Annotated in this window: 14 protein-coding genes; 8 read left to right on the forward strand and 6 right to left on the reverse strand. The window is 71.0% G+C overall.

The window, feature by feature from the left end; all coding sequences use genetic code 11:
• Positions 1 to 30 precede the first annotated feature (30 nt).
• On the forward strand, positions 31 to 1,329 hold the full coding sequence (locus ACIGXX_RS09965) for a DUF2993 domain-containing protein (RefSeq protein ID WP_351168383.1): 1,299 nt from the start codon (positions 31 to 33) through the stop codon (positions 1,327 to 1,329).
• A gap of 24 nt (positions 1,330 to 1,353) precedes the next feature.
• On the opposite strand, the gene ACIGXX_RS09970 is transcribed toward ACIGXX_RS09965, so the two are convergent.
• From ACIGXX_RS09970 to ACIGXX_RS09995, 6 genes are all read right to left on the reverse strand, one after another.
• Positions 1,354 to 2,730, reverse strand: a complete 1,377-nt coding sequence (locus ACIGXX_RS09970) for a HAMP domain-containing sensor histidine kinase (RefSeq protein WP_351168614.1) — start codon at positions 2,728 to 2,730, stop codon at positions 1,354 to 1,356.
• 26 nt (positions 2,731 to 2,756) lie between these two features.
• Positions 2,757 to 3,491 carry a response regulator transcription factor gene (locus ACIGXX_RS09975; protein WP_351168385.1) on the reverse strand — a complete coding sequence of 245 codons (735 nt, stop codon included), beginning with the start codon at positions 3,489 to 3,491 and terminating at the stop codon, positions 2,757 to 2,759.
• Between the two features lie 42 nt (positions 3,492 to 3,533).
• Positions 3,534 to 3,752 carry a hypothetical protein gene (locus ACIGXX_RS09980; protein ID WP_351168387.1) on the reverse strand — a complete coding sequence of 73 codons (219 nt, stop codon included), beginning with the start codon at positions 3,750 to 3,752 and terminating at the stop codon, positions 3,534 to 3,536.
• A gap of 70 nt (positions 3,753 to 3,822) precedes the next feature.
• Positions 3,823 to 4,857 (reverse strand): trypsin-like peptidase domain-containing protein, encoded by a 1,035-nt coding sequence (locus tag ACIGXX_RS09985; protein WP_351168389.1) that lies wholly within the window; start codon positions 4,855 to 4,857, stop codon positions 3,823 to 3,825.
• Between the two features lie 165 nt (positions 4,858 to 5,022).
• A complete protein-coding gene (locus ACIGXX_RS09990; protein WP_351168391.1) occupies positions 5,023 to 6,045 on the reverse strand; it encodes a LacI family DNA-binding transcriptional regulator in 1,023 nt (340 codons plus the stop codon).
• A gap of 23 nt (positions 6,046 to 6,068) precedes the next feature.
• On the reverse strand, positions 6,069 to 6,881 hold the full coding sequence (locus tag ACIGXX_RS09995) for a response regulator transcription factor (protein ID WP_351168393.1): 813 nt from the start codon (positions 6,879 to 6,881) through the stop codon (positions 6,069 to 6,071).
• Between the two features lie 253 nt (positions 6,882 to 7,134).
• On the opposite strand from ACIGXX_RS09995, the gene ACIGXX_RS10000 reads away from it, so the two are divergent.
• The 7 genes from ACIGXX_RS10000 to ACIGXX_RS10030 all read left to right on the forward strand — a co-directional run bounded on the left by ACIGXX_RS10000 (position 7,135) and on the right by ACIGXX_RS10030 (position 12,054).
• On the forward strand, positions 7,135 to 8,040 hold the full coding sequence (locus ACIGXX_RS10000) for an alpha/beta hydrolase (RefSeq protein ID WP_383819008.1): 906 nt from the start codon (positions 7,135 to 7,137) through the stop codon (positions 8,038 to 8,040).
• Positions 8,034 to 8,288, forward strand: a complete 255-nt coding sequence (locus ACIGXX_RS10005) for a MoaD/ThiS family protein (protein ID WP_160505846.1) — start codon at positions 8,034 to 8,036, stop codon at positions 8,286 to 8,288. Before ACIGXX_RS10000 ends, ACIGXX_RS10005 begins: the two co-directional genes overlap by 7 nt.
• An 8-nt stretch (positions 8,289 to 8,296) precedes the next feature.
• Positions 8,297 to 9,556, forward strand: coding sequence for a hypothetical protein (locus ACIGXX_RS10010; protein ID WP_399974485.1), 1,260 nt, complete (start codon positions 8,297 to 8,299; stop codon positions 9,554 to 9,556).
• A gap of 112 nt (positions 9,557 to 9,668) precedes the next feature.
• Positions 9,669 to 10,421 carry a DUF2993 domain-containing protein gene (locus tag ACIGXX_RS10015; protein ID WP_351168399.1) on the forward strand — a complete coding sequence of 251 codons (753 nt, stop codon included), beginning with the start codon at positions 9,669 to 9,671 and terminating at the stop codon, positions 10,419 to 10,421.
• A 217-nt stretch (positions 10,422 to 10,638) separates the two neighbouring features.
• Positions 10,639 to 10,719, forward strand: coding sequence for a putative leader peptide (locus ACIGXX_RS10020; protein ID WP_351007875.1), 81 nt, complete (start codon positions 10,639 to 10,641; stop codon positions 10,717 to 10,719).
• Positions 10,720 to 10,874: 155 nt separating this feature from the next.
• Complete coding sequence (locus ACIGXX_RS10025; protein ID WP_351168401.1) at positions 10,875 to 11,720, forward strand: sulfurtransferase; 846 nt, start codon at positions 10,875 to 10,877, stop codon at positions 11,718 to 11,720.
• Positions 11,721 to 11,766: 46 nt separating this feature from the next.
• The gene (locus tag ACIGXX_RS10030) at positions 11,767 to 12,054 is read left to right on the forward strand and encodes a DUF1416 domain-containing protein (RefSeq protein ID WP_160505842.1); all 288 of its coding nucleotides are present in this window, start codon (positions 11,767 to 11,769) and stop codon (positions 12,052 to 12,054) included.
• Positions 12,055 to 12,062: the final 8 nt, after the last annotated feature.

Raw genomic sequence — 12,062 nt, forward strand, 5'->3', positions numbered from 1 at the left:
TGGGGTGTGAACGTATGGTGAAATCAGCTGATGCGTTCCCCCCACCGCATAGCCACGCTTCCGCCCGATCACAACCAGGCTAATCCGTCTGATGGTTGGCACGCCGCATCGGTTCCCCCAGAAGCAGCTCCAGACGCGGTAGAGACCACCGCTCCGCTCAATCCGTACGACGAGCTCGGCGCCCTCGCCGGACCGAATCCGCTGGAGGACTTCCTCCGCGAGACGGACGACGAGGACGAAACCGGCAAGCCGGACGCTCCCTGGCAGCCCCCGAACCACCGCCGCGGCAGCCGCCGCCGCAACCGGTTCGCCGGACTCCCGCTCGCCGGGAAGGCCGTCGTCGCCCTGGTCGTACTCGCCGCCTTCCTCGCGCTCGGCGACCGCTGGGCCCTGCTCTACGCCGAGCACGAGGCCGCGGACAAGCTCAAGGAGTCCATGCACCTGAGCGCCGCGCCCGAGGTCGAGATCGAGGGCTTCCCCTTCCTGACCCAGGTCCTCGACAAGCGCGTGGACAAGGTCAAGGTCACCGTCCCGGACGTCGCCGCCGACCGGATCTCGCTCGCCGAGGTCTCCGCCACCGCCACCGACGTCAAGATCACCGGCGACGGGCCCACCGACATCAAGGGCGCCCTCATCAACGAGATGAAGGGCGAGGTGCTGCTCTCCTTCGACGACCTGAACCGCGAACTGGGCGCCTCCCAGGTCACGTTCACCGGCCGCGGCAGCGACCAGGTGCTCGCGCGCGGCACCCTGCCCGTCGCCGGGCACGACCTGAAGCTGCGCGCCGACGCCCGCATCCAGCGCAACGGCGACCGCGGCATCTCCACCGACATCGGCAGGATGAGCCTGCAGATCGGCGACCTGGCGACCTACCGGCCCGGAACCCGCGAGTCCGAGGGTCTGCACCTCAGCAAGGCCTCCACGGACCGCATCGCCAAGGAGACCGCCAAGGCGAAGGCGCTGCTCTCCGTCCCGTCGATCGTCCAGCGGCTCGATGTCCCGGACTCCGTGGTCAGCGGCGCCCTGAAGAGCGACACCAAGCTGAACGAACTCGTCGGCTCGCCGCGCTTCGTGAACGACGTGATGGGCCTGAACCTCATCGACGTCGCCATGGGCCACCCCGAGCTCCTGAAGAAGCTGGGCCTGGACCCGGCGCTCCTGAAGGGCCTGTCCCAGCTCACCCGGCCGGTGCTCGCCGACCGCCTCACCCTCGCCTTCCAGCTGCCGAAGCTGCCGGGCAAGGGGAACGTGTGGCTGCAGGACGTGAGCGTGCAAAAGGAAGGCATCCGGGTGCGGCTGAGCGGTACGGGGCTGGGGATCGGCAAGTAGCGCTTGCCTGGCGGGGGCAGCGCTCTACGCGGCGGGGGGCGGGGTCGCGGCGCCCGGCAGGCTGACCGTGGCCACCGTCCCGCCGTCCCGCGCGGGCCTGAGCGCCACCTGGCCGCCCGACTGGTGCACGGTGCGGGCCACGATGGACAGGCCGAGGCCCGATCCCGGCAGGCTGCGGGCCGACGGGGAGCGCCAGAACCGGTCGAAGACGTGCGGGAGTTCGTCGGTGGGGATGCCGGGGCCGTGATCGCGGACGGTCAGCGCGCCGCCCTTCAGGGCCACCTCGACGGTGGAGCCCGACGGCCCGAACTTCACCGCGTTGTCCAGGATGTTCACGATGGCCCGCTCCAGGGCCGCGGGCTCCGCGCGGACGTACCAGGGGGAGAGGTCCGCGGCGAACGTCAGCTCGGGCCCGCGCAGCCGCGCCCGCTCCAGGGCGGTCTCCACGACCTCGTGCAGGGCGATGACCTGCACCTTCGCGGACTGGCCGCTGTCCGTGCGCGACAGCTCCTGCAAGTCGCCGATCAGCGCCGCCAGTTCGGTCATCTGCGCCGTAACCGAGGCAAGCAGGGCCTTGCGGTCGTCGGGCGGGATGGCCCGGCCGGTGTCCTCGCTGCGGGCCAGCAGCTCGATGTTCGTACGCAGCGAGGTGAGGGGGGTGCGCAGTTCGTGCCCCGCGTCGGCGATGAGCTGCTGCTGCAGGTCGCGTGAGGAGGCGAGGGAGGCGGTCATCGAGTTGAAGGACCGCGAGAGGCGGGCGATCTCGTCGTCGCCCTCGACGGGGATGCGCAGGTCGAGGTCCTCGGTGCGGGCCACGTGCTCGACGGCCCCGGTGAGCTCGTCGACCGGCCGCAGACCGGTGCGGGCCACCCACAGGCCCGCGGCGCCCGCGCCGATCACGCCGACTCCGGCGACCGCGGCGAGCAGCAGGGCGAGCTTGTTCAGGGGGGTGTCGATCTCGGAGAGGGGGCGGGAGAGGGACACCGTGAAGCCGCTGTCCCTGTCCACCTGCGTCAGGACGCGCACCGACTGGCCGTCGTCGGTCTTGCCGTCGTGCAGGGCCTGTTCGCGCACGCCCTGGGCCACCTGCAGATCGGCGCCCTCCGGCACGACGGGGGTGGAGCCGCGTCCCACGCAGCGCGTGCCGTCCGCCTGGACGACCTGCACGAAGACCGTCGTGGTGCCGGGCGCCGTCCCGGAGTTGGGCGAGGTGCCCCGGTCGCGACAGGTGGCCGCCGTCTCCGCGAGGTAGGGGCCACCGACCTTGAGGCTGCGCAGCGAGTCGTCCATCTGGTCGCGCAGCTGCGTGCGGGTCAGGAGCCAGCACGACACCGCGACGGCCGCCACCGCAAGCGCCACCGCGCACGTCACCAGGAGCGCGAGCCGTGAGCGCAGGGGCATCGCGCGGTACCGGCGGAAGAACTTGTTCACTCGACGCCGCCGGAACCGGGCCGCAGCACGTACCCCACACCCCGCACCGTATGGACGAGCCGGGGCTCGCCCCCCGCCTCCGTCTTGCGGCGCAGGTACATCACGTACACGTCCAGGGAGTTGGACGAGGGTTCGAAGTCGAAGCCCCAGACCGCCTTCAGGATCTGCTCCCGGGTGAGCACCTGCCGGGGGTGCGCGAGGAACATCTCCAGGAGCGTGAACTCGGTGCGGGTCAGCTCCACCGTGCGCGCCCCGCGCGTGACCTCACGCGTCGCGAGGTCCATCCGGAGGTCGCCGAAGGCGAGCGTGTCGCCCTCCTCGGCCTGGCCCGCCGCGGCGGCGTACGAACTGCGGCGCAGGAGCGCCCGGATACGGGCGAAGAGCTCGTCCAGCTCGAACGGCTTGACCAGATAGTCGTCGGCGCCCGCGTCGAGCCCCGTGACGCGGTCGCCGACCGTGTCACGCGCGGTCAGCATCAGGATGGGCGTCAGGGAACCGGTCGAGCGGAGCCTGCGGGCGGCGGTGAGGCCGTCCATGCGGGGCATCTGGATGTCCAGGACGACGAGGTCGGGGCGGTAGGCCGCCGCCTTCTCCAGCGCGTCGGCGCCGTCGACGGCGACCTCCGTGCCGTACCCCTCGAAGGCGAGACTGCGCTGCAGCGCCTCCCGCACGGCGGGCTCGTCGTCGACGATCAGGATGCGCTGCTGCTGCTCGCCTTCGGCGGGGCTCATCGGCTTGTGACTTCCTCGGGTACGGGTCTGACGGGGCCGGTATCAGCCTCGCACGCGCGCGCGGGGCTTGCGGCGTGCGGCGGGGCGGGAGGGGTTGGCCGTGGCCACTTCCGGGGCACGCACCGCGGTGGCGCCGTGCAGTTCACCGGCCACGGCGAGGGGGAGGCCGAGCCCGGCCGGATCGGTGTCCGGACGGCCCCACCCGACGGTGACGGCGAGGGCGTGCCGGGCGCGGTTGACGGTGATCAGGGGTCCGGTCATGGCGGCCTCCAAGGGCTCCGGGGTGTCGAGGGTCTCCAGGTCTCCAGGTCTCCAGGGGGAGTGGCCGGGGTCAGTCGGTGGAGCCGGCGCGCAGGGTGTCGAGGTCGGCCTTGACCGTGTTGACCGGGATGGCGAAGCCGAGGCCGACGCTGCCCGAGCCGGACTCGGTGCCGCTCTGCGACGAAGTGGGCGAGTACATCGCGGAGTTGATGCCGATGATGTTGCCGTTCATGTCGATGAGGGCGCCGCCGGAGTTGCCCGGGTTGAGCGAGGCGTCGGTCTGGAGGGCCTTGTACGTGGTCTTCGACGACCCGGTGTCGCCGTTGAACTGCTCGCCGCCGTACTCGAACGGCCAGTTGCCGCCGCCCTGCTGTTGCTGCTGCTGACCCTGGTCCTCGTCCGTCGACACGGTGACGTCGCGGTCGAGGGCGGAGATGATGCCGCTGGTGACGGTGCCGGTCAGGCCCTCGGGGGAGCCGATCGCCACGACGTCGTCACCGATCTTGACGTTGTCGGAGTCGCCGAGGCTCGCGGCCTTGAGGCCGGAGGCATCCTCGAGCTTGATCAGCGCCAGGTCCTTCTTGCTGTCGGTGCCGACGACCTTGGCGTCGTACGACTTGCCGTCGTTCGTCGTCACCTTGACCGACGAGGCACCGGAGATCACGTGGTTGTTGGTGATGATCTCGCCGTCGTCCGTGATGATCACGCCGGAACCGGTGGCCTCGCCCGAGCCGGACTTCGCGCTGATCTCCACGATGCTGGGGCTGACCGCCTCGGCCACGCCGGAGACGGTGCCCTTCTGGCTGGTGGGCACGACGTTCGTGTTGGTGGCGCTGCTGGACGTGCCGTCCTTGCCGGTCAACTCCTGGAAGGCGTAGGCGGTGCCGCCGCCCACCGCCGCGGCCGCGATGGCGACGGCGGCGAGCAGGGCCAGGGGGCCCCGCGCCCGGCGCCGGTGCTTCTGCGGCTCCTCCGGTGCGTGCTGCGGCTCCTCCGGTGCGTAAGCGGGCGGGGGCGGGTACGCGCCCTGCGTACCGCCATGGTGAACAGGCGCTGACGACTGCTGCTGGGGGTACTCGCCGCTGTGGCGGAAGGTGTCGGTCATGGGATCTAGGCTGCGGGGCGTTCATGAGAGGCGGCTGAGTACGCCCTGAGAACGCCAATAGAAGTGCGTATGCCCCATATAAAGCCGCCGCCGCGCGGCGATCTTCTCCCGCCCGCCCACCCGATTGCCCCGCAGCCGTTTCCCGCTGTGGGCAGGTGTCAGGTGTCAGGCGCAGCCGCAGGACTGGCGGACCACCAGCCGTGAGGGGAACAGCTTCAGGCGCTCCCGGCGGGAACCCGCCACCCGCAGGCCGTCGTCCAGGACCAGGTCGACCGCCGCCCGCGCCATCGCGGGGCGGTCCGACGCCACCGTCGTCAGTGGCGGGTCCGTCAGACCCGCCTCCTTGACGTCGTCGAAGCCGGCCACGGCCAGCTCCCCCGGCACGTCGATGCGAAGCTCCCGCGCGGCACGGAGGATGCCGATCGCCTGGTCGTCCGTGGAGCAGAAGATCGCCGTCGGCCGGTCCGGCCGGGCCAGCAGCTCCAGCGCCATCTGATACGCGTCGTAGCGGTTGTACGGCGCCTCGAAGAGCCGCCCCTCCACCGAGCGCCCGGCCTCCCGCATGGCCCGCCGCCATCCCTCGACGTGGTCGGAGACGGGGTCACCCACCGTCGGGGTCTCGGCCGTGCCGCCGACGCACGCCACGTACTCGTGGCCGTGCTCCAGGAGGTGCCGCGTGGCCAGCTGGGCGCCGCCCAGGTCGTCCGTGACGACGGCGACGTCGTCGATCGCCTCGGGCCGCTCGTGAAGGAGCACGACCCGCGCGTCCCACGCGTCGATCTCCGCGGCGGCCGAATCGGTCAGGCCGTGGCTGACGAGGATGAGCCCGGAGACCCGCATGCCGAGGAAGGCCCGCAGATAGTGGGCCTCGCGCTCGTCCACGTAGTCCGTGTTGCCGACGAGCACCATTTTTCCGCGCTCGGAGGCCGCCTGCTCCACGGCATGCGTCATCTCCGCGAAGAACGGCTGGCGCGCGTCCGGCACGATCATGCCTATGAGGTCGGTACGCCGCGACGCCATGGCCTGGGCGACCCGGTCGGGCCGATACCCCAGCTCTTTGATCGCGGCGAGTACACGCTCGCGCGTGGCCGGGGCAACCGGCCGGGGTCCGTTGTTGATGACATAGCTGACGACGGCGGTGGAAGTACCCGCAAGTCGTGCCACGTCATCCCGAGTCACCTTGGCCACGCGCGGAGTCTACGCGGATGGACCTACCGCTGGGCAGGGCGTACGGCAGCTTCCTTCGGCGAGGTCACGGCCGGGGCCGCCTCCTCACCGGGGGAGTCGTGGCGCTCGCCCTCGGCCGGTGGGGTCGCCGCCTTCGCCTTCGCCGTGTCGGCCGCACGTTCGACCTTCTCCGGCGTGACGAAGCGATAGCCGACATTCCGCACGGTGCCGATGAGCGACTCGTGCTCGACACCGAGCTTCGCGCGAAGGCGCCGTACGTGGACGTCGACCGTCCGCGTACCGCCGAAGTAGTCGTAGCCCCAGACCTCCTGGAGCAGCTGGGCCCGCGTGAACACGCGCCCGGGGTGCTGCGCCAGGTACTTGAGCAGCTCGAACTCCTTGAAGGTCAGGTCAAGGACCCGGCCCTTCAGCTTCGCGCTGTACGTCGCCTCGTCCACGGAGAGATCGCCGTTGCGGATCTCCATGGGGGAGTCGTCGGCGGTGATCGACTGGCGGCCCATCGCGAGCCGGAGCCGCGCCTCGACCTCGGCCGGACCCGCGGTGTCGAGCAGTACGTCGTCGATGCCCCAGTCGGCGGTGACGGCCGCGAGGCCGCCCTCCGTGACGACGAGGACGAGTGGACAGCCGGGTCCCGTGGAGCGGAGGAGCTGGCAGAGGCTGCGGACCTGCGGCAGGTCACGCCTGCCGTCGATCAGGATGACGTCGGCACCAGGGGTGTCGACGAGGGCCGGGCCTTCGGCGGGGGCCACCCGCACGTTGTGCAGCAGCAGGCCGAGGGCGGGAAGCACCTCCGTCGACGGCTGAAGGGCATTGGTAAGGAGCAGCAGAGAACTCATCGCCGCCCACCTGCCTGGGTCGTCTTACGGTTGTGCACGGTTCGCTCGCCCATAACGTCGGTTCCTCCTCGGTCCCTGCGAGGACGTTTACGGCACTGCTTCGTACTGATTGCTACGTAGGATCGCCCGCGCCCTGGGCTCTCCACGTGCGGTTCGGTCGGCTTCGCGGACGCGTTCGCCACGAGGCTGCAGAAAGCACGAAAGGACCCGGGGGCTTCGCTGCCCGGATCCTCTGCCAAGGAGAATAGCCCACATGACTCCAGGTCCGGCAGGTCGAGCGGCGGGATCTTCTGTGCCGCCGATCACTCGCACTCCGTCTCACGTTCAACGGCGCGTAACGCTGCGTACACAGGACGGGGTCGCCATCGAGGCCGCGTACGACCCCGGGCCCGACCCCGCGGGGGAGCTCGCGATCGTGCTCGCGCACGGCTTCACGGGCGGCGTCGACCGGCCGCACGTGCGCCGCGCCGCGGGGGTGTTCGCCCAGCGTGCGGCCGTGATCACGTTCTCCTTCCGGGGCCACGGGGCGTCCGGCGGGCTCTCCACGGTCGGCGACCGCGAGGTGCTCGATCTGGCGGCCGCGGTGGAGTGGGCGCGGTCCCTCGGCCATGCGCGGGTGGTGACCGTGGGCTTCTCCATGGGCGGTTCCGTGGTGCTCCGGCACGCGGCTCTCGCCGGTGCCGCGCAGGATGCCGCGCACGGGGGGCGCACAGAAGCGCGGGTTGACGCGGTGGTCGCGGTCAGCGCTCCGGCCCGCTGGTTCTACCGGGGGACGGCGCCGATGCGGCGGCTGCACTGGGTGGTGACGCGGCCCCTGGGGCGCGTGGTGGGCCGCTTCGGCCTGCACACGAGAATCCACCCGCACGAGTGGGACCCCGTCCCCCTCTCCCCGGTGGAATCGGTCCCGCTGATCGCGCCCACGCCGCTCCTGATCGTGCACGGGGACCGGGACCCGTACTTCCCCGTGGACCACCCCCGGATGCTGGCCGCCGCCGCGCGGGGCGGGGCCGAGCTCTGGCTGGAGGCGGGGATGGGGCACGCGGAGAACGCGGCGGACGACGCCCTGCTCGGTCGGATCGCCGAGTGGGCCACGGCATCATGGACGTCGGCATCCGCCGAAGGTTCGGCATCAGCCGAAGGAGAGGAGCTGTCGTGGTGAACGGCACCATTCGTTACTGGGCCGCGGCCAAAGCAGCCGCAGGCGTCGCGGAGGAGCCGTACGCCGCGACGACGCTCGCCGAGGCGCTGGACGCTGCGCGCGAGCGACACCCCGGCGAGCTGGTCCGTGTACTGCGGCGATGCTCGTTCCTCATCGACGGCGACCCCGTGGGTACCCGCGGGCATGAGACGGTACGGCTGGCCGAGGGCGGCACGGTCGAGGTGCTCCCGCCGTTCGCAGGAGGGTGAACAGCGCTATGAGCGATCCGCGACATGAGGGTTACGAGGGGTACCAGGGACACCAGGGTCACCAGGGGTACGGGGACTACGACCCGTACCGCCAGGAGTACCCCCCTGCTCCCGAGCAGCAGCAGCCCTACGCTCCCGAGCAGCAGCACGGCTATCCCGCACCGGAGCAGAGTTACGGCCAGCAGGCGTACCCCCCGCAGCAGCAGTACCCGCAGCAGGCCTACCCGCAGCAGCCGTACGCCCAGGACGCCTCGTACACCCAGCAGTGGGAAGGGCAGACCTGGGACACCCAGATCCAGCCCTCGCCCGCGGTGGACGTGACGGAGACGGCCTACCTGCCCCCGCAGTCCTACGGCCAGCCGCTGCCCCCGGAGCCCGCCGCCCCGGCGTACGACTCGACACCCGCCCACGCCCACGCCGACCCCGGCAGCCGGCCCACGGCGGCGGACGAGCCTCGGCCCGAGGCCGATTCCCGGCACTACGGGCCCGCCACCACCACCGGCAACCCCCGCGTCACCGACGCCCAGCGCGCCCGGGCCGAAGGGCGGTCGCCGATCATAGAGCCGGGGATTCAGCCCGCCGCGCTGACCGCGGTCCTCGGGCTGCTGCTCGCCGGGACCGCCGCCGTCGGGCAGTACGCACTCCTCGTACCGCTGATCCTGCTCCAGGCCGTCACCGCGGCCGGATGGTTCCGGCTCAACGGGATGTGGCCCGCACGGCAGGGCATCGCGCTCGCCTTCATGGGCGGTGTCGTCGCCGACATCGCGCTGCTCGTCACCGGCAAGGAGAACGCGCCCGCCGCGATCCTCGGCACCCTCGGCGTGTGGGTGCTCCTCGTGCTCGTCCTGCAGCTGCGCAGCCACGCGTCCGCCGACGAGCGGATGGCCGGGCTGATGGCGACCGTCGCGTCCGCCGCGCTCGCGATCATCGCGACCGGGCATCTCGCGGCGTCGTCCGACGCCGTGACGGTGGGTGGCATCGCCGTCGCGGTCGCCGTGATCGCCCGCGCGCTGCCGCTGCCGACGCCCGCATCCGTCGTCGTCGCGCTGCTCGCCGCCGCCGGAGCGGGTATCGCCGTCGGCGGCACGACGGACTTCGGCAACAAGGGTGCGCTGCTAGGCCTCGGCGCCGGTGTCTGCGCGCTGATCGGCCACCGGGTCGCCAGCTACGACTACCCGTCCCGTTTCGTGCACATGACGGCGGGCGTCGCCCTGCCGCTGGCGGCGGCCGCCCCGGCCGTCTACGTCCTGGGACGGGCCATCGGCTGATCGTCACAGCTGATCGACAGGTCCCCGGCAGGGCTCTCCCGCCGGGGACCTGTCCTTTAGGCTCGCGGCAAACGTCAGTTGAGTCGGGGGACTAGGTGGGGGAACACCGGACATGAAGCGCGCCGTACGAATACTTCTGATCGTCGTCGTGATCCTGGGGGGCCTCTTCGTGGGCGCCGACCGCCTCGCGGTGGGCTTCGCGGAGGACGAGGCGGCGGAGAAGCTGCGTACCAGCGAGGGGCTCGGCGAGACGCCCGACGTCTCCATCAAGGGCTTTCCGTTCCTGACCCAGGTCGCGGGCGGCACGCTCGACGACGTCGAGATCGGCATCAAGGACTACGACGCCACCTCCGGCTCCGACAAGATCCGCATCGCCGATCTGAACGCCCGGATGCAGGGCGTCGAGTTCTCCGGCGACTACAGCTCCGCCACCGCCGAGACGGCCACCGGCACGGCCCGGATCTCGTACGACGAGCTGCTCAAGGAGGCGCAGGGGGAGCCGCCGGTCGAGCTGCCGCTCGGCGCCACCGGCAAGGTCGTCGGGCTCTCGGACGGCGGCGACGGCAAGATCAAGGTCGAGGTCGAGGTGAGCAAGGGCGGCGCGAAGCTGCCCAAGCCGGTGCACGTGCTCAGCTCGGTCAAGGTGGAGAACGACACGATCAAGGTGAACGCCGACGAGATCCCGAAGAAGTTCGAGGTCATGGGCGTCTCGATCCCGCTGCCCGAGGGCCTGGTCCGCGATGTGACCGACTTCGAGGAGAAGGTCGGCGGACTGCCGGGCGGCATCAAGATCGACGAGGTGACGCCGGCGCGGGACGGCGTGGAGATCTCGGTCAAGGGCACGAACGTGAAGCTCGCGGGCTGAGGCGCCCGCCGGCTGAGGCCGAGCAGGGCCGTTTGGCCCGGCAATTCCGCAGTACGAGACGAAGCCGTCCGCGCGATGGATGCGGCAGGGGTGAACACGACCCCAGCCCCGTGCGGGCGGCTCTACTCGTTCCCTTGATCCCACATAGTGGATGATCGCGTCTCATCATCCGACACGCCGGTGACACGGCGCCCCTCGCGTCCTTACGATCGGACGCATGCAGCGACAGGCGGACCTCACGAAGCGGCGGGCAGTAGACCTGTGCCGCGTCGCCGCCATGCTCTGTCGCACCTTCTGAGCGGGAGCTCCGACTCCCGTATCCCCCGGCCCGTTGACACCGTCAGGGCCACCCCGTGCCGCGTACGCCGCGCCACCGCGCAGTCACAACCCGTACCCGGCATCCCCTCGCACAGCACCGCAGCCCCGCCGCAACTGCCCCGGAGGAGAAGAAGTATGAGCCGCAGCGACGTCCTGGTAGACGCCGACTGGGTCGAGGCCCACATCGACGACCCGAAGGTTGCCATCGTCGAGGTCGACGAAGACACCTCCGCGTACGACAAGAACCACATCAAGAACGCGATCCGCATCGACTGGACCGACGACCTCCAGGACCCGGTCCGCCGCGACTTCGTCGACCAGGAGGGCTTCGAGAAGCTCCTCTCGGCCAAGGGCATCGCGAACGACACCACCGTGGTCCTCTACGGCGGCAACAACAACTGGTTCGCGTCCTACGCCTTCTGGTACTTCAAGCTCTACGGCCACCAGGACGTGAAGCTCCTCGACGGCGGCCGCAAGAAGTGGGAGCTCGACTCCCGCGACCTGGTCGACGGCGACCAGGTCCCGCAGCGCGCGGCCACCTCGTACAAGGCCAAGCCCCAGGACAAGTCGATCCGCGCCTTCCGTGACGACGTCGTCGCCGCGATCGGCGCGCAGAACCTGGTCGACGTGCGCTCGCCCGACGAGTTCAGCGGCAAGCTGCTCGCCCCGGCGCACCTTCCGCAGGAGCAGTCGCAGCGTCCGGGCCACGTCCCGTCCGCGCGCAACATCCCGTGGTCGAAGAACGCCAACGACGACGGCACCTTCAAGTCGGACGACGAGCTCAAGGCCCTCTACGAGGACGAGCAGGTCGACCTGGCCAAGGACACCATCGCGTACTGCCGCATCGGTGAGCGCTCGGCGCTCACCTGGTTCGTGCTGCACGAGCTGCTCGGCCAGACGAACGTCAAGAACTACGACGGCTCCTGGACCGAGTACGGCTCCCTCGTCGGCGTCCCGATCGAGCTCGGCGCCAACAAGTAGCACCCCTCCCCGAACCCCCGCAGTGACCAGCTAAGGACGAACGCATATGTGTGGAGCGAAGGCCGGCGGACCCGACGCCTCGACGATCAAGCCCGGCGAGACCACCATCCAGGGCCAGGTGACCCGCGACGGCGAGCCCGTCAGCGGCTACGTGCGCCTGCTCGACTCGACCGGCGAGTTCACCGCCGAGGTCCCCACCTCGGCGACCGGCCAGTTCCGCTTCTACGCGGCCGAGGGCACGTGGACGCTGCGCGCCCTGATCCCGGGCGGCACGGCGGACCGCACGGTCGTGGCCCAGACGGGCGGCCTCGCGGAGGTCGCGATCGCCGTCTGAGTTTTCAC

It is taken from the genome of Streptomyces sp. NPDC055243 (assembly GCF_044544025.1).
Lineage (GTDB): Bacteria > Actinomycetota > Actinomycetes > Streptomycetales > Streptomycetaceae > Streptomyces.